Origin of the sequence: Agathobaculum ammoniilyticum, assembly GCF_025567315.1 — a bacterium.
Lineage (GTDB): Bacteria > Bacillota > Clostridia > Oscillospirales > Butyricicoccaceae > Agathobaculum > Agathobaculum ammoniilyticum.
This window is the reverse complement of record NZ_JAOQJE010000003.1, coordinates 173,223-194,012: the sequence shown is the minus strand read 5'-3', so window position 1 is coordinate 194,012 and position 20,790 is coordinate 173,223. Positions and strand designations below refer to the sequence as shown.

Below are 20,790 nucleotides of genomic sequence, written 5' to 3'. Positions count from 1 at the left end.
AGACAGGAGAATCATCTATGCTGACTACCAAACAGCGCGCACAGCTGCGCGCGCTTGCCAATCCGCTTGCCGATACGTTAATCATCGGTAAGGAGGGTGTGACCGATGCGGTCGAGCGCCAGCTCGACCAACTGCTCGAAGCGCACGAGCTGGTCAAGGGTAAGGTGCTGGAAAGCGCCATGCTCACCCCGCGCACGGTGTCCGAAGCGCTGTGCGAGGCGGCCGGCGCCGAACCGGTGCAGTGCATCGGCTCGAAATTTATCCTCTACCGCCAGGCGCGGGACAAGGATAAGCGGAAGATCGTGTTGGTCAAATGAGAACGGGCATACTCGGCGGGACGTTCAACCCGCCGCACCTGGGGCATCTGCACGCCGCGCGCCTTGCCAGGGAAGCGCTGGGGCTGGATAAGGTGCTGTTCATCCCGACCAATATCCCGCCGCACAAAGCGCTGCCGGAGGACACCGCGACCGTGGCCGACCGCTGTGAAATGGTGCGCCTGCTGCTGGCGGATACCCCTTGGGCACGGTTGGACACGCTGGAGGTGGCGCGCGGCGGCGCGAGCTATACGGTCGATACGCTGCGCGCGCTGCATGCGCGGGGCGAGCGTGCGCTTTACTTGATTGTCGGCACGGATATGCTGCTGTCGTTCGACCGGATCTGGCGCGCGCCGGAGGAGATCGTACGCCTGTCCACGCTTGCCGTGTGCGCGCGGGACGGGGACGACTGGGACGCGCTGGCCGACAAGGCGGCGCGCCTGCGCCAAACCATGAACGCCAAAATCGAGATGGTCCGAGGGGAAAGCCTGACCATCTCTTCGACCGAACTGCGGCAGGGCGGCGCGCTGCGCCGCTATACCCCGCCCGCAGTCGCGGATTATATCGAGCGAAATCACCTGTATGGGTATTGACAAGATAGAAAAATCGATATAAAAAAGAAAGGCGGGTAAAAGTTATGTTGTGTAACGACGAAATGCGGAAGGGGATCCTGTCGAGGCTGCACGGATACCGGTATGAGCATACGCTCGGCTGCGAGCGGGCGGCCAGGCTGCTGGCGGAGCGCTTCGGCGGGGACGTGGAAAAAGCGGGTTTCGCAGCCATACTGCATGACATAACAAAACATCTTTCTCCGCAAGAACAGTTGAATTTATGTGCGAAATACGGTATAATACCCTGTAACGTCGAAAAAAGCGAGCCGAAAATGCTGCACGGGAAAACCGCTGCGGCGATCGCGCGCGTGGAATACGGCGCGCCGGAGGATGTGTGCGAGGCCATCGCCTGCCACACCACCGGAAAACACGGCATGACGCTGCTGGATAAAATCCTTTATCTGGCGGATTACATTGAGGAAACCCGCGATTTTCCCGGGGTCGAAAAAGCAAGGGAGCTTGCCAGGCTCAGCCTGGACCGCGCGCTGCTTTACTGCTACGACCAAACGCTGACCGAGCTGATCGCGCGGGGCAAGCTGATCCACAGCGATACCATCGGCGCCTACAACGATATGATCTACCATGGTATCCGCTGGCGGGAGTGACAGGAGTAAACTGGAGGCAGGAATCGTTTGAAACTTTTTGGAGGAAGCGGCGGCCACAGCGGTAAACCTAGCCGCGCGAAAAAGAAAAAGACGGCGCAGTATGCGGCGCCTATCGCGGACGAAAAGCCGCAGGCCGCCAAAACCGCGCCCAAACCGACGGGCAAAAAAGGCGGCAGGACAAAAAAGCCGCTCACCAAAGGGCAGAAGCGGAAGCGGGTCATCGTCACGGTGGCGGTGGTGCTTGCGCTGCTGGCCAGCGTGGCCGCGGCCGCAGCGATCCTTGTCCGTCCGCCGAAGGGCAATGACCCTACGATCAAGGACAAGGAGAACGGCGATAAGATCGACGTCAACAGCCTGCTCAATTCGGGCACGCGCATTGACGATGTGGTCACTTTTGTGGTCGGCGCGGTGGACGAGGACGAAACACGGACCGACGCGCTCATGGTCGTCACCATGGATACCAATAAAAAGACAATTAACGTCATGAATATCCCGCGCGACACCATGTGCAACAACAGTGCCACAGGCGCGAGCCGCAAGATCAACGCGGCCTATGCCATCGGCGGCATCGAGCAGACCAAGAAAGAGATCGAACGGCTGCTGGGCTTCCGGCCGGACTATTATGTGATTGTCAACTTTGACGGCATCGCGGCTATTGTGGACGCGATCGGCGGCGTTGAGTATGAGGTGCCGTTCCGCATGGAGTACGACGACCCCTCGCAAGACCTCCACATTGACCTGTATGCGGGCAACCAGACGCTGAACGGTGATCAGGTCGTGCAGTTCCTGCGCTGGCGCCATAATAACGACTACTCCGTACAATACCCCAACGGCGACGAGGGCCGTGTGGAAAACCAGCAGAAATTCCTCAAGGAGCTGGCCAACCAGGTCTTCCAGCTGAAAAATATCACCAAGATTCCGAGTATCGCGGATGCGGTGTTCCAGAACGTCAAAACTGACCTGACCGCGGGCAACCTGCTCTGGATGGGCATGCAGGCGCTCAAGATCAAAAACGACAGCATCCAGTTCTTCACCCTGCCCGGCTATGGGCAGATGAGTACGGCGGGAAGCTCGACCGCGTATTCGTTCTTTTTCCCGTATTATCAGGAGACGCTCGATCTGGTCAACCAGTATTTCAACCCATATGAAGAGGATATCACGGCGCTCGACATGGTAAGCGGTCCGGAAAGCTATTCGGGCGGCGGCTATGACGATACGGATCCGTATGAAAATTACGTCTGGGGCGACACCGCCTCCAGCGATGAGCCAAGCGACGATGCCTCCGGCGGCGATGTGTCGGCCGATCCTGAGGTCGGCGGCACGGAGGGAGACAACAGCGACGCCGGCGGCGGCACGACCACGGGACCGGATACCGGCGGCACAACGACTGACCCGAACGCTGGCGGTACCGGCGGCAGCACGACCGATCCGAACGGCGGCACGACGACCGACCCGAACACTGGCGGCTCCGGTGGCGGAAGCGGCGGCACAACCACTGATCCGAACGGCGGTACCGGCGACGGTACGACGACTAGCCCGAGCGGCGGTGCAAGCGGCGGCGGTACGACCGACCCGGGCGGCTCCTCCGGCGGGGGAGAATCCTCGGGCGGCGAAACGACGCCTCTGCCAGGCGATCCTGAGGCATAATTTATTGAGTAAAAGGAGTTTGCAAATTGACTGCACAACAGACGGTAAAGGCGATCTGCGAAGCCCTGATCGAGAAAAAAGGGCAGGATATCCAGGTGCTCCAGGTCGAGCGCCTGACCGAGCTGACCGAGTACTTTGTCATTTGCTCGGCAAGCTCTACCACACAGGTCAAGGCCTTGGCGGACAACGTGGAGTGGCACCTGAAATACGACCACGAGACCCTGGTCCACCATACGGAAGGCTATGAATCCGCGCAGTGGATGCTGCTGGATTACGGCTGCGTGGTCCTGCATGTGTTCATGCCGGAGGCGCGCAAGTTCTATAATCTGGAGAACCTGTGGAAGGACGGAACGCCGGTGCCGCTGGGCGACCTTGGCGTGGAAGAAAAGTAAAAACGGGATGCGGCGGGTGAAGAACGGTGTCCGCCGCGTTGCCGCGTCTAAAATAAACCATTCACTTTAGGGGGAGAATCCGTTGAAGTACGATCATAAACAAGTCGAAAAAAAGTGGCAGGACATCTGGGACGAGGCGCACTGCTTCGAGGCTGAGAACGGCAGCGACAAGGAGAAGTTTTACGCGCTCGTCGAGTTTCCGTACCCGTCGGGACAGGGGCTGCATGTAGGCCATCCGCGTTCCTATACCGCGCTGGATATCGTCGCGCGCAAAAAGCGCATGCAGGGATACAACGTCCTTTACCCGATGGGATGGGATGCGTTCGGCCTGCCGACCGAGAATTACGCGATCAAAAACCACGTTCATCCGGCTGAGGTGACCAAAAACAACATCGCCCGCTTTAAGGGACAGCTCAGGGCGCTCGGCTTGTCGTTCGACTGGTCGCGCGAGATTAATACCACCGACCCGAATTACTACAAGTGGACCCAGTGGATCTTTCTGCAGCTTTTCAAGAAGGGCCTAGCGTACAAGAAGGAAATGAGCGTCAACTGGTGTACCTCCTGCAAGTGCGTGCTGGCAAACGAGGAGGTCGTCAACGGCGTGTGCGAGCGCTGCGGCAGCGAGGTCGTCCACAAGACCAAGAGCCAGTGGATGCTTGCCATCACCAAGTATGCGCAGCGCCTGATCGACGATTTGGACGACGTGGACTTCATCGATCGCGTCAAGGTGCAGCAGAAAAACTGGATCGGCCGTTCGACCGGCGCGGAGGTCGATTTCAAGACCACCGAGGGTGATACGCTGACCGTTTACACCACCCGTCCGGACACCCTGTTCGGAGCGACCTATATGGTTATCTCGCCCGAGCATCCGGCGGTCGAAAAGTGGGCGGGCAAGCTGGCCAATATCGACGAGATCCATGCCTACCGCGAGGAGGCTGCCCGCAAGTCGGACTTCGAGCGAACCGAGCTGAACAAGGACAAGACCGGCGTTAAGCTCGACGGCGTGGCGGCGGTCAATCCGGTGAATGGCCGCGAGATCCCGATCTTCGTGTCGGATTACGTTCTGATGGGCTACGGCACGGGCGCGATCATGGCTGTGCCGGCGCATGACGACCGCGACTGGGAATTTGCCAAAAAGTTCGGCTGTGAGATCATCGAGGTGGTTTCCGGCGGCGAGAATGTGCAGAAGGCTGCTTTTACCGCCAAGGACGAAACCGGTATCCTGGTCAATTCGGAGTTCCTCAACGGAAAGACGGTCAAGGACGCCATTCCGGCGATGATCGCTTGGCTGGAGGAAAAGGGTATCGGCCGCGCCAAGGTGCAGTATAAGCTGCGCGACTGGGTGTTCTCCCGCCAGCGCTACTGGGGCGAGCCTATCCCGCTGGTACACTGTGACAAGTGCGGATGGGTGGCGATCCCGGAGGAGCAGCTGCCGCTTGAGCTGCCCAACGTACACACCTACGAGCCGACCGACAACGGCGAGTCCCCGCTCGCGCACATGACCGACTGGGTCAACACCACCTGCCCGTGCTGCGGCGGCCCCGCTAAGCGCGAGACCGACACCATGCCCCAGTGGGCGGGTTCGTCCTGGTACTTCCTGCGCTATATGGACCCGCACAACGACAAGGCGCTCGCGTCTAAGGAAGCGCTCGAATACTGGTCCCCAGTGGACTGGTACAACGGCGGCATGGAGCACACCACGCTCCACCTGTTGTACAGCCGCTTCTGGCACAAGTTCCTCTATGACATCGGTGTGGTGCCAACCAAGGAGCCATATGCCAAGCGTACCAGCCATGGCATGATCCTGGGCGAAAACGGCGAGAAGATGTCCAAGAGCCGCGGCAACGTCGTTAATCCGGACGAAATTGTAGAGACCTACGGCGCGGACACCATGCGCCTGTACGAAATGTTTATCGGCGACTTTGAGAAGGCCGCGCCGTGGAGCCCTAAGTCGATCAAGGGCTGCCGCCGTTTCCTCGAGCGCGTATGGGCGCTGGTGGAAAAGGTGCAGGAGGGCGATGCCTACTCCAAGCAGCACGAGGTACTCATGCACCGCACGATCAACAAGGTCGGTGACGACGCGGACAACCTCAAGGCCAATACCGCGATCGCGGCGCTGATGACCATGCTCAACGAATTCTACGACAAAGGCGTCAATAAGGCGGAGTATATGACGTTCCTGACCCTGCTCAACCCCTTTGCGCCGCATATCACCGAGGAATTGTGGCAGCAGATGGGCGGAAAGGGCCTGCTCTCCATTGCGCCGTGGCCGCAGTACGACGAGGCCAAGACGGTCGAGGACACGGTCGAGATGGCGGTGCAGGTCAACGGCAAGCTCAAGTGTACCATCAAACTGCCGGTCGACTGCGACAAGCAGGCGGCGATCGACGCCGCGCTGGCCGAGGAAAAGGTGCAGCACGCGGTCGAGGGTAAGCAGATGGTCAAGCAGATCGTCGTGCCGGGTAAAATCGTCAATCTGGTTGTCCGCTGAACTTTGCTGTTGACACGGACGGTAAAAACAGATATAATATTCTTACGGTTTTTTGTGCTCTGGCGCAGGAGACCGTGCAAAGTGTCCCTCCATAGGGGGACGCGCGGAGGGAGGGAAAACTGTGTCGGAGATCCGCATTAAGGAAAACGAGTCTATTGACAGCGCGCTGCGCCGTTTTAAGCGTTCGTGCGCCAAAGCGGGTACGCTTTCCGAGCTCCGCAAGCGTGAGCATTATGAAAGCCCGAGCGTCAAGCGCCGCAAGAAGTCTGAGGCCGCGCGCGCGAAGAAGAAAAAGTTCAGATAAGATCGGTTAAAGCGCGTTTTCGATCGAACAAAACGTTCCTGAGGGCTTCGGCTGAGGGACGTTCGCAGAAAGATGCCGCAGGAGGTATAACCTCCTGCGGCATCTTTCTGTCTGTAGCCGATGGGCGAAGTTTACAGTTCTTTCAAAGATTCTACAAACTTTAGACATATCGATCGGGTATTCTATTATCAGAGCAAGGGACCCCCCTTTTGACATATACTTCTTCATGGGAAGATAATAAAAATCTGTTCGGCCCTGTGGGACGGAATACCGCGCAGGCTCCCGGACAGTCCACAAACAAGAGGCGGTACCGCCCATTATTATAAAAACGCGCTTTGCAGAGGCAAAGCGCGTTTTTGGTGTGTGCTTATGATAGCGGCGGTTCAAGCCGCCCAGACTGTATAGCAGCGATATTGCGTGCTATGCAATCGCGCGGCCAGTCCCACCAACGGAGCGAAAACAGGGCAGACACCGTGCCGTCATCGAACCTTTGTCGAATGACCCTGGCGGGGACGCCTCCGACAATGGAATACGGGGGCACATCCCTTGTGACTACAGCGCGTGTACCGATTACCGCGCCGTCTCCAATCATAACGCCAGAGAGGAGTACCGTCTCATAGCCAATCCACACGTCGTTTCCGACAATGATACCACCCCCGGTTGTACCAAGCATCGGCTACATTGGACTTGTCCAGACCCCATTCCTCAAAAAACAGCGGGAAGGGATAGGTTGCGAGTGAGCGCATCGTATGGTTGGTGCTGGCGAGCAGAAAACGGGTTCCGCAGGAAATGGAGCAGTATTTGCCGATTATCAAACGGTCGTGGTTGATGGGATACTGGTACAGCACGTTGTTCCGCCTGAACAGGCGGGGGGCGTTTACAAAATCGTTATATATGGTATAGTCGCCGGCTATAATGCCAGGGCGGGTGGAGACGTTTTTTAGATAGACTATTTGATTGTCACCCGTGCGGGGATAAATGCGGGGTTCCGGAATAGTCACAAAATATCCTCCTGTTAAATGCGATTGAGCAGACTATTCCGGACAGGGCATTCCCGCGCAGTCTGATAGGAGATGGCCGCTGCTTTCGAAAAAACAAGACAGTGCAGGTATATGATTCGCGGGCGGGTTGTCGAAACAAACGGATTTTGTGTCTGATGCAGGCGGTGTGCATGGGTAGATGCAGAAAAGTGATTGAAAAAATCCTGAAAACAGCGTATACTATATTAGTTATGGAATTTAATGAGCCTTAATACAGGAGTTAGGAACGTATATGAGCAAAGCAAAACCGTCTTACGGTAATGAAAGCATTTCCTCGCTCAAGGGCGCGGACCGCGTCCGTAAGCGCCCAGGCGTGATTTTCGGGTCGGATGGTCTGGAGGGCTGTGAGCACGCGGTGTTCGAGATCCTCTCCAACTCGATTGACGAAGCGCGCGAGGGCTATGGCAGCGAGATCGTCACCACCCGATACGCGGATGGCTCGATCGAGGTCGCGGACCACGGCCGCGGCATTCCAGTGGAGTGGAATGAAAGCGAGCAACGGTATAACTGGGAGCTGGTGTTCTGCGAGCTGTACGCGGGCGGCAAATACAAGAACGACACTGGGGAGAACTACGAGTTTTCGCTCGGCCTTAACGGCCTGGGTACCTGCGCGACCCAGTACTCTTCGGAATATATGGATGTGACGGTCGTCCGCGACGGGTTCGAGTACACCCTGCATTTTGAAAAGGGCGAAAACAAAACCGGCACCAGAGAGGGCTTTGTCAAATCGCCCACGACCAGCAAAAAGACTGGCACCACCATCCGCTGGAAGCCCGACCTCGAGGTGTTCACGGATATCAACATTCCGGTGGAGTATTATCTGGATACGCTCAAGCGGCAGGCGGTGGTCAACAGCCATGTGAAATTTGTGCTGAAAAACCAGTCCGGCGGCAAGTTCGAAACCACCGAGTTTTTGTACCAGAACGGCATTGTGGATTATGTGACCGAGCTTGCGGGCGAGAACCCGCTGACCTCAGTGCAGTTCCTCGAAAGCGAGCGCCGCGGCCGTGACCGCGCGGACAAACCGGAATACAAGGTCAAGCTGTCGTGTGCGTTCTGCTTCTCGTCCGCGGTGTCGCAGATCGAGTATTACCACAACTCGTCCTGGCTGGAGCACGGCGGCGCGCCGGACAAGGCGGTACGCTCGGCGTTTGTCTCCGCAATCGATGCCTACCTTAAGCAGAACGGCAAATATAACAAATCCGAAAGCAAGGTCACGTTCCAGGACGTGATGGACAGCCTGGTGCTGGTGACCAACTGCTTTTCCACCCAGACCTCGTACGAGAACCAGACCAAAAAGGCCATTACCAACAAGTTCATCCAGGAGGCGATGACCGATTTCCTCAAGCAGGGGCTGGAAATCTACTTCATCGAGAACAAGGCCGAGGCGGACAAGATCGCCGAGCAGATTCTGATTAACAAGCGCAGCCGTGAGCAGGCGGAAAAGGCGCGCCTGAACATCAAAAAGAAGCTGTCCGGCAATATCGATCTCGCTAACCGCGTGCAGAAATTCGTGGACTGCCGCACCAAGGACGTGACGCGCCGCGAGCTGTACATCGTGGAGGGCGACTCTGCGCTCGGTTCGGTCAAGCAGGGGCGGGACAGTGAGTTCCAGGCCATCATGCCCGTGCGCGGCAAAATCTTAAACTGCCTGAAGGCGGATTACGACAAGATCTTCAAAAACGATATCATCACTGACCTTTTGAAGGTACTCGGCTGCGGCGTGGAGGTGCGCGGCAAGGCCAGCCGCGACCTGTCCGCGTTCGATCTGGACGCGCTGCGCTGGCGGCGCATCATCATCTGCACGGATGCGGATGTGGACGGCTTCCAGATCCGCACGCTGATCCTGACCATGCTGTACCGGCTGGTGCCGACGCTGATCGAGCAGGGGTATGTATATATTGCGGAGTCCCCGCTGTATGAGATCACGCACAGGGACAAGAGCTATTTCGCGTTCGACGAGAGCGAAAAGGCCGCGATCCTAAAAAAACTGGAGGGCAAAAAGGTGCTTATCCAGCGCTCCAAGGGTCTGGGCGAGAACGAGGCCGACATGATGTGGGAGACCACCATGAATCCCGAGACCCGCCGCCTGATCCGCATTACGCCGGACGAAGCACAGGCGACCAGCGAGATGTTCGACCTGCTGCTGGGCGATAACCTGTCTGGCCGCAAGGAGTATATCGCGGAGAACGGGGCGCAGTATTTGGAGCTGGCGGATATTTCGTAACAAAAGGGGAGCAGGGGGGTAGTGATGGGACGTTTTCCGCAGATGGATGGGCTGCGCGCGGCCGTGGCCATGGCTGTTGTAATGCTCCATACAACGGCGGGGGCGGCCGGATGGCCGGAGGTTTGCTGCAATCAGCTTGCGCGGTTTTCCGTGCCGCTTTTTCTGATGCTTTCCGGCCTCGAATATGCAAAAGTGTACGCGTAAGGTGGGCGAATGTATACGGGGAAGGGTACACTCGGCTTGGAAACGGCTGAAGCGGGTTCTGCCCGCGTACCTCGTCTGGTCGGCGGCTTATCTGCTGCTTGAAGCGGTTGCCGGCGTTTCCTATCTCGCCGACAGTATGATTCCTCCCGTGGACGGTGTTCTATGTGGGCGGGGCGCTGTTCCGGCGGCAGGTGGAGAGGGGGATGCCGCGGCTTTCCCTTTGTGTATGGCTGGGACGGCGAGCGCTGCCGCCGTACTGGGGACGGCAAAGCTGCAGCCCGTTGTGCGTGCGCTTTCGCTCCGGCCGGATATTACGGCATATGCCTTTACCTCTTTTCTGCTGCTGTGGGCGCTGTGCAGCCTGCCGCGGGATGTTCCGCGGCACGCCCGCGCAGTTAGCCGGTTATCCTTTGGACTTTATCTGTCGCATCTGCTGGTACTGCGCCTGTGGATAGAATGGACGACGCGTCGGCCAAAGGTGATGTACCTGCGGTTTGGGCAGCTTTGGCTGCTGGTGTTCGCCGGCGGGCTGCTGATTGCATCCGTGCTGGCCATTCTGCCGCACGGTAGTCTGCTGGGCGGCGCGCCGTGTAAAAATACGAAACAAACGGAGGGCCAGAATGGCGAAAAAACCTGAGATAAAACAATATAAGGAGCATCCCTCGGTGGACCAGCGCATCACGGACACGCTGCGCGAAAACTACATGCCGTACGCAATGAGTGTTATCGTCTCGCGAGCGATACCGGAAATCGACGGCTTCAAGCCCTCGCACCGCAAGCTGCTGTACACCATGTACAAGATGGGGCTGCTGAACGGCAACCGTACCAAGTCGGCCAATATCGTCGGCTCGACCATGAAGCTCAACCCGCACGGCGATGCGGCGATCTACGAGACCATGGTGCGCCTGACGCGCGGCAACGAGGCGCTGCTGACCCCGTTCGTGGACAGCAAGGGCAACTTCGGCAAGGTGTATTCGCGCGATATGGCCTACGCCGCGCCGCGTTATACCGAGGCTAAGCTGGATGCGTTCTGCGCTGAGCTGTTCCGCGATATTGATACGGACGCGGTCGATTTCATGGACAACTATGACGGCACGATGCAGGAGCCGACGCTGCTGCCGACCACCTTCCCCAATATCCTGGTATCGGCCAATACGGGCATCGCGGTCGGTATGGCTTCGAATTTCTGCGGTTTTAACTTGGGCGAGGTGTGCCGCACCACGATCGCGTATATCAAGGATCCCGCGCACGACCTGCTCTCCACCCTGCCCGCTCCCGATTTTTCGACCGGCGGCGAACTGATTTACGATGAAGCCGAGATGCGTGCGATTTACGAGACCGGCCGCGGCTCGTTCAAGGTGCGCGCCAGGTGGGCGCATAACAAAAAGGAGAACCTGATCGAGATCACCGAGATCCCCTATACGACGACCATTGAGGCGATTATCGACAAGATTGCCGAGCTGGTCAAGTCCGGCAAGGTGCGCGAGATTGCGGACGTGCGCGATGAGACCGACCTTTCCGGCTTAAAGATCGCCATTGACCTCAAGCGCGGCGCCGATCCGGACAAACTGATGGTGCGGCTGATGAAAATGACCCCGCTGATGGACAGCTTTTCCTGTAACTTTAATGTGCTGATCGGCGGCATGCCTCGCGTGCTGGGTGTGCGCGAACTGCTGGACGAGTGGACGGCCTGGCGTACCGAATGCGTTCGCCGCCGCGTGTTCTTCGACCTGAACAAGAAAAAGGACAAGCTGCACCTGCTGCACGGCCTGCAGAGGATCCTGCTCGACATCGACAAGGCGATCCAGATCATCCGCGAGACCGAGGAGGACGCCGAGGTTATTCCCAATCTGATGATCGGCTTCGGCATCGATCAGCTCCAGGCCGAGTTCATTGCAGATATCCGCCTGCGCAACATCAACAAGGAATATATCCTCAAACGAACGCAGGAGACCGAGGCGCTCGAAAAAGAAATCGCCAGGCTCGAGGAGATCGTAGGTTCCAATGCCAAGATCCGGAATATTATCGTCAAGGAACTGGAGCAGGTTATCAAGAAATATCCATCCGAGAGGAAGACCAGCCTTGTGACCGCAGGGGCGGTGCAGGAGTTCGATGCGGAGGACCATATCGAGGACTACCCCGTGCTACTGTTCCTGACGCGCGAAGGGTATTTCAAGAAGATCACGCCGCAGTCCTGGCGCATGTCGCAGGAGCATAAGCTCAAGGAGGGCGACGAGGTGGCCTGGCAGGCCGAGGCGACCAACAAAGCGGAGATTATCTTCTTCACCAATTTGCAGCAGGCGTATAAGGCGCGGCTGTATGACTTTGACGACTGCAAGGCCTCCGTGCTGGGCGATTATCTGGCCGCCAAGCTGGACATGGAGGACGGTGAAGCACCGGTGTATGCCCTGTTGCCGGGCGACTACAAGGGCAGCATGGTCGTCGTTTTCCAGAACGGCAAGGCCGCGCGCTTCTCGCTCGAGTCGTTCGAGACCAAGACCAACCGCCGCCGCCTGACAGGTGCGTATTCGGGCAAGTCACCCGCAGTGGCGTTCTTCCATCCGGTCGACGAGGAAACCGAAATCACCATGTTTTCCACCGCGAACCGTGCGCTGACGTTCCGCGCGGGCATGCTGGATATCAAGACCAGCCGCTCGACGCAGGGCGTGCAGGCGATGGTGCTGCGCGGCAAGCACACCATTACGCGCGCTTGTCGCATGGAGGATGCGGGCCTGACCGACAACGGCCGCTACCGCTGCCGCAGCATCCCGTCCATTGGCGCGCTGCTGACCGACGAGGATTTGCCGGAGCAGCAACTTAAGCTGTAAGTCTTTATCGTCCGAAAAACCGGACAGAGGGAGAGTTATGAATATTTTAGACGTGATGACCGCGAACGAAGGCTACTGCGCGCGGCATACCGATACGCCGCTTGCGCTGCAGGACCGCGCCAAGCTGCTGTGCTGGCAGTACAACCAGACTCGGCCGGACGAGGGGGAGCGCCGTGCGGCGCTGCTGCGCGAGCTGTTCGGAGACTGCCATCCGCTGACGTTTATCGAACCGTCGTTCCGCTGCGATTATGGCTTTAATATCCATACCCACGGTTTGACCGTCATCAACTATAATTGTGTTATTTTAGACACCTCGCCCGTACACATCGGCGAAAATGCGTTTATTGCCCCCGGGGTCTGCATCGCCTGCGCGGGGCATGCAGTGGACGCGGCGCAGCGTGCGGCCGGTATCGGCACCTCGCGCCCCATCACGATCGGGCCGGACGTGTGGATTGGCGCGAACGCCACGATCTGCGGTGGTGTGACGATTGGCGCGGGCAGCGTGATCGGCGCGGGCAGCGTAGTGACGCGCGATGTGCCGGCGGGCGTGATTGCGGCGGGCAGTCCATGCCGTGTGCTGCGGCCGGTCACCGAGGCGGATCGGGTGGAACCGCTTCGACTGTGAGCGACGCTTGCGTTTTGCTTTCGCACTGTGCTATAATAAACTTCACAAGAAAGGGGAGGTTTCCTGATGATCAATCAGAGCATGGCCGCGCTGGGAAACAACCGTTCGACCATCCGCGAGCTTTTTGAATATGGAAACAGCCGCGCCGCAGTCGTGGGGCGGGAAAACGTATTTGATTTTTCAATTGGCAACCCAAATGTACCCGCGCCCGACGCGGTGCGCCGGGCGATTCTGGAAGAGACGGCGGGTGATCCGGTCGCCTTGCATGGGTATACCTCCGCGCAGGGCGCGGCGGATGTGCGCAGGACGTTGGCCGACGACTTGAACCGCCGGTTTGGAACCGACTATACGGGTGACTGCCTGTATCTGACTGCGGGGGCGGCGGCGGCGCTGTCATGCGCGTTCCAGGCGATCGCTTGCCCAGGGGATGAGTTTATCGTGCTGGCGCCGTATTTTCCGGAATATAAAATGTTTATTGAAAGCGGTGCGGGGGCGAAATGTGTGGTCGTCCCGCCGGCTGTTCAGGATTTCCAGATCGATTTTGCCGCGCTTGCGCAGGCGTTGAATGCGCGTACCAAAGCGATCGTGATCAACTCGCCCAATAATCCGTCAGGCGCGGTGTATTCCGAGCAGACCATTCGGCGGCTGGCCGGCCTGCTGGCTGAAAAGGAGGAGCAATACGGACATCCGATCTATCTGGTGTCGGATGAGCCCTATCGGGAGATTATTTACGATGGGATCGAAGCGCCGTTCGTCCCACAGTACTATGAGAATACGATCGTCTGCTATTCCTACTCCAAGTCGCTCTCCCTGCCGGGCGAGCGCATCGGCTATGTGCTGGTTCCGCCGCAGGCGGCGGACAGCGCCGACCTGTATGCTGCTGTATGCGGCGCGGGACGCGCGCTGGGCTATGTGTGCGCGCCCAGTCTGTTCCAGCGTGTAGCGGCGCGCTGTGCGGGCCAGACAAGCGATATTACGGTCTACCAAACCAACCGCGATCTGCTTTATAACGGCCTTACGGAAATGGGCTACCGCTGTGTCAAGCCGCAGGGAGCGTTTTACCTGTTCCCGCAGACTCTGGAGCCGGATGACCGTGCGTTCTGTGAGCGGGCGAAGAAATATGATTTGCTGGTTGTGCCGGGGACGGATTTCGGCGCGCCGGGGCATATGCGTATCTCTTACTGCGTGCAGACCGAGACGATCCGCCGCGCGCTTCCGCTGTTCAAAAAACTGGCGGAAGAGTATGGGTGCAAATGAATTATGTAAATTCTACAATAAAGAATTATTTACATTGTGCAAAATGCGAATATAGATTGTGGAGTTCATACAAAAATATTGTTTGCATATTGTATAATATTCATAAAAACTGACGCTTGTTTTTTGTTGCTACTCCCTGTATGATAATAGCGGAGGCCGGAAGAGGGCCGCCGATATTGACAGGAGAGGAGTGATCCGCAGGATGAAATGCTTTTTTAACAATCTGGTAGCAGTCCGCACGATGGAACTGGATACCAACCGGATGAAGCCGGCTGCCCGTCAAGCGCGCCGCACTGCCAAGTAATCGCAATGAAAAATGGCAGCGCGACTGCCGGGGAGCTTGGAAATGAAAAGGAAAGACAGCAGGTAAAAGGCCTTCCGCATGGTTGACGGAAGGCCTTTTTTGCGCCGCTATCCGGAGCGTTTGCCGACAGGAAGAAACTCTGTGCGGAGACGGAAAAATTCCGTGCGTTCGCCGCGCGTTGCCGGTCGGATTTGCTTTTTGCCGCAGTCAGGGCAGGCGGCTTCCCGTTGACTGCCGTAGAACAGATAGTGGCAGTACTTGGTTTGACAGGCATAAATCATAGCACTCACCTCTCCTTGTGTATAGGATAGCAGCAAAGCTGTCCCATAAAACTCCCTTGCTTGCGGGAGCTTGAAAAAAATGCTATACTGTGCTTACGACAATGAGGAGGAAAGACAGAAATGACGGAACAAAAAGGTTCGCTGGTGCGTCAATTATACATGCCTGCGGTATTGTGTACCGCACTCTGGGGCAGCGCGGCGCCATGTATCAAGGCCGGCTATGGATTGTTCGGCATCCAGGCCGGTCAGTCGTTTTCCCAGCTCGTGTTTGCCGGCTGGCGGTTTGCGCTGGCGGGCCTGCTGGTCCTGCTGGTTGCAAAGTGCAAAAAGCACAGGATCATCCCACGCAGGGAGGAATGGCGGCCGATCCTGTGGATCAGCCTGTTCCAGAGCATGATCCAATACATATGCTACTATATCGGCCTGTCGATGACGACCGGACTGAAAGGTTCGGTGTTATCCGGTACGCAGACTTTTTTTGCGCTCATTTTCGCGCATCTGTTCCTGCGGAACGATAAGCTGAACCGGCAGAAGTCAATCGGCTGCCTGTGTGGTCTGGCGGGGGTGCTGGTGCTCGGCATGGGAGGCTTGAACGGCTTTAACCTGTCGGGGGACGGGCTGGTGCTGCTGTCCGCGGTTTCGTCGGGCGCGGGCGCGCTGGTGTCCCGCATTTTCACGCCCGGCCGCGACCCCATGCTGCTGACCGGCTGGCAGTTGTTCCTCGGCGGATTGGTGCTTTACGGTATCGGCGCTGCCGGCGGCGGCCGGCTGGGAACGGTCAGCCTGCCGGGCGTTTTGCTGCTGGGATATATGGTGGTGCTGTCCGCAGCCGCGTTTACGATCTGGACCGCCTTGCTGGGCAAATTCCCCATCGGCAAGGTCAGTCTGTTCGGGTTCCTGATTCCGGTGTTTGGCGCGCTGTTTTCGGCGGTTGTGCTGGCGGAGGATGTGTTTACACTGCGCAATCTCACGGCGCTGGCGCTGGTCAGCGGAGGCATTGCGATCGCAAACTATGTGCGGACGGATAAAACGGGTGCGGGGCAGGCAGAATAAAGAGAAAAAGGGATTTTCAACATGATTTTTAGCTCGGCGGTCTTTTTGTTCATCTTTCTGCCCGTTGTATTTTTGCTCGACCGTCTGTTCCGCGGCACAAAAGCGAAAAACGCGCTTCTGCTGGCCTCAAGCCTGATTTTCTATGCGTTCGGACAACTGAGATATCTGCCGCTGTTGCTGTTGTCGGTTGCGCTCAATTACGGCTGCGGCCTGCTCGCTGCGGGAAAACGGCCGCGGTTGGGCGTGTGGCTCGCGGCCGCCGGCGGGATCGGCATGCTGGCGGTGTTCAAGTACGCGGACTTTTTGATAGGGACCGGTAACCGCCTGCTGGGGCTGTCCCTCCCGCTGACGGGGATTGCGCTGCCGGTCGGAATTTCGTTTTTTACCTTCCAGGGGCTTTCTTATGTGATCGATGTGTATCGTGACCGGACTGCCGTCTCCCGATCCTTTGTGAAGGTGCTGCTCTATATTTCGTTTTTTCCGCAGCTGATCGCCGGTCCGATCGTCAAGTATCACGACATTGAAAAAGAGATCGACGAGCGCCGCACAACGACGGAAGAGGCCGCGCTCGGCATCCGGCGTTTTATTTGCGGTCTGGCCAAAAAGCTGCTGGTCGCCAACACTATGGGACGGATGGCGGACGCGGTGTTTGCCCTGCCGGCGGGGGAGATCGGCATGCTTGCTGCCTGGATGGGCGCGCTTTGTTATACGCTGCAGATTTATTTTGATTTTTCCGGCTACAGCGATATGGCGATTGGCATGGGCCGGATGTTCGGCTTTCACTTTCAGGAAAATTTTCAGTATCCATATGCCGCTACCACGGTCAAGGAATTCTGGCGCCGGTGGCACATCTCGTTGTCCACCTGGTTCCGCGACTATCTGTATATCCCGCTGGGCGGGAATCGGAAAGGGCGGGGACGCACTTGGGCCAACCGTTTCATCGTTTTTTTCGCGACAGGGCTGTGGCATGGCGCGAGCTGGAATTTCGTATTGTGGGGGCTGTGGCACGGCTGCTTTTCCGTGCTGGAGGACAGCGGTGCGCTGCCGGTCGGCCGGCTACGCGGCAGGTTCCTCGGGCGAGTGTATACCCTGCTGGTCGTGGTGCTGGGCTTTACTCTGTTCCGCGCGGATACATTGGGGCAGGCGGGCGCGATGCTTGCGGCCATGTTTACAGGAGCCGGACTGAACTGGACTGGGACCGCGACTGTATGCTCATTATTGGATCCGGCGTTTCTGTTGACCTTGGTTGTGGCGCTGTTCCTGTCGTTTCCGGCAGCAAAATGTATCAAAATGAAATGGGAAGCGCCGGCCTTTGTCGGGGCGATTGTATTGCTGGTGCTGTGCATGTTTGACCTTTCGGCGGGTACGTTCAACCCGTTCATCTATTTCCGTTTTTAAGGAGGCTGGCATGAAATACCGGATTTTTACAGCGGCGTTCGTGCTGCTCTGTCTGCTCCCAGCGGCCGGCATGCTGTTTTTGCCGCCGACCCAGGCGGCGGGGAATGAAAGGCTGGCGCCAGCGCCGCACCTGAAACAGGAGGATGGGAGCTGGAACACGGAGTTTCTGGGCGACGTGACCGATTATGTGGCCGATCACTTTGCCCTGCGTCAGGAGCTGGTGACCGCGAACGCGTTGCTGCGTACTAAACTACTGGCCAGCTCGCCGGCGGAGGATGTCATTTATGGCAGCGACGGCTGGCTGTATTATGCACAGACGCTGGACGATTACCAGAACCATGCGACGCTGAACGCGCAGGAGCTTGAGCAGATCGCGCGGACCGTTGCGGAGATGCAGGCGTTTTGTCAGGCGCGCGGCGCGCGGTTTTTGTTTACCATTGCGCCCAATAAGAATTCACTGTATCCTGCGCATATGCCTTCGCGCTATTTGGTGAGCGATTCCCAGGGAAATTATGAGCGGCTCCGGCCGCTTCTGGAAGAATACGGCGTACAGTACGCCGATTTGTTTACGTTTTTTGCAAAACAGGAGGAGGTCCTGTATTTGCGGACGGATTCCCACTGGAGCAATCGCGGCGCAGCGCTTGCGCATGATTTTTTGATGCAGTCGCTTGGCCTGCCATATACCTGCTTTGGACAGGCGGCGTACCGCATGGCAAACACCCATCGCGGCGACTTATATGATATGCTGTATCCCAAGGGGACAGCCCTGGAAGAGCAACAGCAGTATCAAACGACGTTTTCCTATGTCAATGAGCCGCGCACAGCGGAGGATATTTTGATACAGACGACGAGCGGGAACGCACAAAACGGGCGTCTGCTGCTGTGCCGCGATTCGTTTGGCAACGCGTTGCACCCATTCCTGGCCGAGGATTTTTCCGAAGCGGTCATCACGCGGCAGATGCCGTACCCGTTGACGCAAGTGCAGGCGGGCGACACGGTGATTGTGGAGATTGTGGAGCGCAATTTACCCAACCTGCTCAAATACCCGCCTGATTTGGGGAACAACCAGGCAGCGGATTCCGTCGAATGAAATAAAGAAACCGTAGGAGGACCCTTACATGAAACAGAGAATAACAGCGATGCTTCTGGCGCTCGCCCTGTGCGGCAGCTTGGCAGCCTGTGGCAATGCGGAAGATACCGGCCGCGCAGAACAGCAGGAAGAGAACCAGACAGTGGATACCATGAAGCCGGACGCCCAGCCGGAGACGGAGCAGCAGGAGGACGAGGACAAGCCCTCTACGGATGCGCCGCAGACAGAGGAAGTGCCGGAAAAGCAGCCGGCTGCGCCCGGTGGCGCTTCCTCTGGCGGCGGAAGCAATACGTCTAATCCGCCGGCGGCCAGCGGAAGCACGGGCGGAAGCACGCCGGCCACACCGCCGGCCTCGACCCCGTCCCCTGCGCCGCAACCCGAGCCGGAACCGGCGCCCGAACCCTCCAAACCGACCGCCGCGCAAGCATCGGGCTATGTAGGCTCGTCCGCTTCCGCAATGGAAAGCGCCCTCGGCTCGCCCAGTTCCAAGACCTATTCGCCGAGCTGCATGGGTGAGGGTGAAGACGGTATTTGGACCTATGACGGGTTCACGGTCTATACCTACCGCGAAAACGGTTCGGAAACCGTCGAGGCGGTACAGTAAAAGAGCAAGCCCCGTTCCGTGGTATCCCACGGAACGGGGCTTTTGTAAAATGGTTGACACGATGGAGCGTGTGGATTATAATATAGATACTAAATTACTGATTTACTAAAGAGGATGCGATATGAAAATACCAACGACACTGAAGCATAAGCCGGTCGTTACCGTGGAGAATTATGAAAATGTAGATGGGCGTGCGGCCTATCACAGCGACGCAAAAGGGCTGTCCCTTGGGCTGGCGCAGTGGAACGACCGCGGCCGTGTGGATATTTCGGCAAAGGTTTGGCGTTATACCGGGGAAAAATGGTCGCGCCAGTCCGAGGAACTCCCGTTGCACCGCGTACTCGATCTGGCCATCCTGATCTGCCGCGCGCGCGGCTATTTTGCGGATGCCTACCGCTTTCCCAAGCTGTATGATGAAGCCGCGCCGCAGATTGATCGGATTGGTGTGCAGGGCGATGCGATGACCGTTTCGGTCTGCACGGAAAATCCTATGATAGACGAGGATATCAGGCTGTTCTCAGAAGCCCTTTCGCGTGATGATGAAATGCTTGCGGAGCGGCTCCATCTTCTGAGCAATTTGCTGCAGGAAATGGGATATGGGCGGCGCAGTCGGGAATAAAAAGAGGGGAATGAAAGCGATGGCTTTCATTCCCCTCTTTCCTGCAGGCTGCGCACCGGACGGCAGGGGTTGCCAACGGCCAACACACCGGCAGGGATATCTCGATTAACGACGCTGCCCGCGCCGATCACCGTGTTATCGCCGACCGTCACGCCGGGGAGGACGCAGACGTTCCCTCCGATCCAGACGTTACTGCCGACTCGGATGGGCTTGGCATATTCAAGCTCCGCATTGCGCTGGGCAACATCAAAAGGATGCGCCGCGGTATAAAAGCCGCAGTTGGGGGCGATAAAGACATGCTCGCCAAAAACGACGGGCGCGGCGTCCAGGATCACAAGGTTGTGGTTGGCATAGAAGTGTTCCCCCACATGGATATGAAAGCCGTAATCACAGAAAAAGGATGGCTCGATCAGGACGTGCGTGCCGCAGGAGCCGAGCAAACCACGCAGCAGCGCGTCGCGTTGGTCGGCCGCAGAGGGCGGCAGGGAATTGTACTGGACGCATTGCTCCTTGGCAGCGTTCCGCGCGGCAAGAAGCGCTGCCTCGCTGGGGTCATACAAAGCGCCGGAAATCATTTTTTCCCGCTCAGTCATAGGGGGTTCCTCCTGTTTTTATAGGCTAATTCTGGTGGCGTACCAGTTCGTAGTCGTCTCCGGAACGGTAATAGGGACAGGCGCGCCCTTCGCGCATGACATGGTAGAATTCATCCTCGTCCAGATACGCTTCACAGACATATTCCTCCAGTTCATCGTCATACAGGTTGTACGCGCAGTCGTCGCAGCGTCCGGTCATAGCAGATCACCTCTTTTTTCTGTTAACAGAATATCATAAATGGGATAAAAGTTCAAATGGGTGCTTTTTATTTTGGGGACGATATGCTATGATGGAACAGGAAA

At 57.7% G+C, this 20,790-nt stretch carries 20 protein-coding genes and 1 pseudogene; 18 read left to right on the top strand and 3 right to left on the bottom strand.

Going from position 1 to position 20,790, the window contains the following annotated elements; translation table 11 throughout:
- Positions 1–17: 17 nt before the first annotated feature.
- The 7 genes from OCV66_RS04990 (at position 18) to rpsU (ending at position 6,364) form a co-directional block, all read left to right on the top strand.
- Positions 18–317, top strand: coding sequence for a YhbY family RNA-binding protein (locus OCV66_RS04990; protein WP_054326123.1), 300 nt, complete (start codon positions 18–20; stop codon positions 315–317).
- Positions 314–907: a nicotinate (nicotinamide) nucleotide adenylyltransferase gene (nadD, locus tag OCV66_RS04985; RefSeq protein WP_107630712.1), complete on the top strand. Its 594-nt coding sequence runs from the start codon at positions 314–316 to the stop codon at positions 905–907. The genes OCV66_RS04990 and nadD overlap by 4 nt, the downstream gene beginning before the upstream one ends.
- A 44-nt stretch (positions 908–951) precedes the next feature.
- Positions 952–1,530, top strand: a complete 579-nt coding sequence (yqeK, locus tag OCV66_RS04980; protein WP_054326125.1) for a bis(5'-nucleosyl)-tetraphosphatase (symmetrical) YqeK — start codon at positions 952–954, stop codon at positions 1,528–1,530.
- Between the two features lie 27 nt (positions 1,531–1,557).
- Positions 1,558–3,177, top strand: a complete 1,620-nt coding sequence (locus tag OCV66_RS04975) for an LCP family protein (protein ID WP_054326126.1) — start codon at positions 1,558–1,560, stop codon at positions 3,175–3,177.
- A gap of 26 nt (positions 3,178–3,203) precedes the next feature.
- On the top strand, positions 3,204–3,569 hold the full coding sequence (gene rsfS, locus OCV66_RS04970) for a ribosome silencing factor (RefSeq protein ID WP_054326127.1): 366 nt from the start codon (positions 3,204–3,206) through the stop codon (positions 3,567–3,569).
- 82 nt (positions 3,570–3,651) lie between these two features.
- The gene (gene leuS, locus OCV66_RS04965; protein ID WP_054326128.1) at positions 3,652–6,060 is read left to right on the top strand and encodes a leucine--tRNA ligase; all 2,409 of its coding nucleotides are present in this window, start codon (positions 3,652–3,654) and stop codon (positions 6,058–6,060) included.
- 121 nt (positions 6,061–6,181) lie between these two features.
- A complete protein-coding gene (gene rpsU / locus OCV66_RS04960; protein WP_031472056.1) occupies positions 6,182–6,364 on the top strand; it encodes a 30S ribosomal protein S21 in 183 nt (60 codons plus the stop codon).
- Positions 6,365–6,731: 367 nt separating this feature from the next.
- Here rpsU and OCV66_RS04955 read toward each other — a convergent pair.
- Positions 6,732–7,365: pseudogene (locus OCV66_RS04955) on the bottom strand (CatB-related O-acetyltransferase).
- A 271-nt stretch (positions 7,366–7,636) separates the two neighbouring features.
- On the opposite strand from OCV66_RS04955, the gene OCV66_RS04950 reads away from it, so the two are divergent.
- The 11 genes from OCV66_RS04950 (at position 7,637) to OCV66_RS04900 (ending at position 19,894) form a co-directional block, all read left to right on the top strand.
- Positions 7,637–9,631 (top strand): DNA gyrase/topoisomerase IV subunit B, encoded by a 1,995-nt coding sequence (locus tag OCV66_RS04950; RefSeq protein ID WP_107630709.1) that lies wholly within the window; start codon positions 7,637–7,639, stop codon positions 9,629–9,631.
- Between the two features lie 24 nt (positions 9,632–9,655).
- The gene (locus tag OCV66_RS04945; RefSeq protein WP_054326129.1) at positions 9,656–9,835 is read left to right on the top strand and encodes a hypothetical protein; all 180 of its coding nucleotides are present in this window, start codon (positions 9,656–9,658) and stop codon (positions 9,833–9,835) included.
- Between the two features lies 1 nt (position 9,836).
- Positions 9,837–10,472, top strand: a complete 636-nt coding sequence (locus OCV66_RS04940; RefSeq protein WP_147573851.1) for a hypothetical protein — start codon at positions 9,837–9,839, stop codon at positions 10,470–10,472.
- The gene (locus OCV66_RS04935; RefSeq protein ID WP_107630707.1) at positions 10,456–12,663 is read left to right on the top strand and encodes a DNA gyrase/topoisomerase IV subunit A; all 2,208 of its coding nucleotides are present in this window, start codon (positions 10,456–10,458) and stop codon (positions 12,661–12,663) included. Before OCV66_RS04940 ends, OCV66_RS04935 begins: the two co-directional genes overlap by 17 nt.
- A gap of 37 nt (positions 12,664–12,700) precedes the next feature.
- The gene (locus OCV66_RS04930) at positions 12,701–13,288 is read left to right on the top strand and encodes a sugar O-acetyltransferase (RefSeq protein ID WP_054326132.1); all 588 of its coding nucleotides are present in this window, start codon (positions 12,701–12,703) and stop codon (positions 13,286–13,288) included.
- A 66-nt stretch (positions 13,289–13,354) separates the two neighbouring features.
- Positions 13,355–14,545 carry a pyridoxal phosphate-dependent aminotransferase gene (locus OCV66_RS04925; RefSeq protein WP_054326133.1) on the top strand — a complete coding sequence of 397 codons (1,191 nt, stop codon included), beginning with the start codon at positions 13,355–13,357 and terminating at the stop codon, positions 14,543–14,545.
- A gap of 705 nt (positions 14,546–15,250) precedes the next feature.
- Entirely contained in the window at positions 15,251–16,183 is a 933-nt protein-coding gene (locus OCV66_RS04920) for a DMT family transporter (RefSeq protein WP_107630705.1), read from the top strand.
- Positions 16,184–16,204: 21 nt separating this feature from the next.
- Positions 16,205–17,581 carry an MBOAT family O-acyltransferase gene (locus OCV66_RS04915; protein ID WP_107630704.1) on the top strand — a complete coding sequence of 459 codons (1,377 nt, stop codon included), beginning with the start codon at positions 16,205–16,207 and terminating at the stop codon, positions 17,579–17,581.
- 10 nt (positions 17,582–17,591) lie between these two features.
- Positions 17,592–18,671, top strand: coding sequence for an alginate O-acetyltransferase AlgX-related protein (locus OCV66_RS04910; RefSeq protein ID WP_054326136.1), 1,080 nt, complete (start codon positions 17,592–17,594; stop codon positions 18,669–18,671).
- Between the two features lie 28 nt (positions 18,672–18,699).
- A complete protein-coding gene (locus tag OCV66_RS04905; protein WP_054326137.1) occupies positions 18,700–19,275 on the top strand; it encodes a hypothetical protein in 576 nt (191 codons plus the stop codon).
- 121 nt (positions 19,276–19,396) lie between these two features.
- Complete coding sequence (locus OCV66_RS04900; RefSeq protein WP_054326138.1) at positions 19,397–19,894, top strand: DUF6530 family protein; 498 nt, start codon at positions 19,397–19,399, stop codon at positions 19,892–19,894.
- A gap of 26 nt (positions 19,895–19,920) precedes the next feature.
- Here the strand turns inward: OCV66_RS04900 and OCV66_RS04895 are convergent, their stop codons facing one another.
- Positions 19,921–20,487: a sugar O-acetyltransferase gene (locus OCV66_RS04895; protein WP_054326139.1), complete on the bottom strand. Its 567-nt coding sequence runs from the start codon at positions 20,485–20,487 to the stop codon at positions 19,921–19,923.
- Between the two features lie 25 nt (positions 20,488–20,512).
- Positions 20,513–20,686 carry a DUF6472 family protein gene (locus OCV66_RS04890; protein ID WP_162838360.1) on the bottom strand — a complete coding sequence of 58 codons (174 nt, stop codon included), beginning with the start codon at positions 20,684–20,686 and terminating at the stop codon, positions 20,513–20,515.
- Positions 20,687–20,790: the final 104 nt, after the last annotated feature.

Bases quoted from the DNA above. Each gene is read 5' to 3' on its own strand.
- OCV66_RS04990 (WP_054326123.1), top strand. From the start codon at position 18: ATGCTGACTACCAAACAGCGCGCACAGCTGCGCGCGCTTGCCAATCCG.
- nadD (WP_107630712.1), top strand. From the start codon at position 314: ATGAGAACGGGCATACTCGGCGGGACGTTCAACCCGCCGCACCTGGGG.
- yqeK (WP_054326125.1), top strand. From the start codon at position 952: ATGTTGTGTAACGACGAAATGCGGAAGGGGATCCTGTCGAGGCTGCAC.
- OCV66_RS04950 (WP_107630709.1), top strand. From the start codon at position 7,637: ATGAGCAAAGCAAAACCGTCTTACGGTAATGAAAGCATTTCCTCGCTC.
- OCV66_RS04945 (WP_054326129.1), top strand. From the start codon at position 9,656: ATGGGACGTTTTCCGCAGATGGATGGGCTGCGCGCGGCCGTGGCCATG.
- OCV66_RS04935 (WP_107630707.1), top strand. From the start codon at position 10,456: ATGGCGAAAAAACCTGAGATAAAACAATATAAGGAGCATCCCTCGGTG.
- OCV66_RS04930 (WP_054326132.1), top strand. From the start codon at position 12,701: ATGAATATTTTAGACGTGATGACCGCGAACGAAGGCTACTGCGCGCGG.
- OCV66_RS04925 (WP_054326133.1), top strand. From the start codon at position 13,355: ATGATCAATCAGAGCATGGCCGCGCTGGGAAACAACCGTTCGACCATC.
- OCV66_RS04920 (WP_107630705.1), top strand. From the start codon at position 15,251: ATGACGGAACAAAAAGGTTCGCTGGTGCGTCAATTATACATGCCTGCG.
- OCV66_RS04915 (WP_107630704.1), top strand. From the start codon at position 16,205: ATGATTTTTAGCTCGGCGGTCTTTTTGTTCATCTTTCTGCCCGTTGTA.
- OCV66_RS04910 (WP_054326136.1), top strand. From the start codon at position 17,592: ATGAAATACCGGATTTTTACAGCGGCGTTCGTGCTGCTCTGTCTGCTC.
- OCV66_RS04905 (WP_054326137.1), top strand. From the start codon at position 18,700: ATGAAACAGAGAATAACAGCGATGCTTCTGGCGCTCGCCCTGTGCGGC.
- OCV66_RS04900 (WP_054326138.1), top strand. From the start codon at position 19,397: ATGAAAATACCAACGACACTGAAGCATAAGCCGGTCGTTACCGTGGAG.
- OCV66_RS04895 (WP_054326139.1), bottom strand. From the start codon at position 20,487: ATGACTGAGCGGGAAAAAATGATTTCCGGCGCTTTGTATGACCCCAGC.
- OCV66_RS04890 (WP_162838360.1), bottom strand. From the start codon at position 20,686: ATGACCGGACGCTGCGACGACTGCGCGTACAACCTGTATGACGATGAA.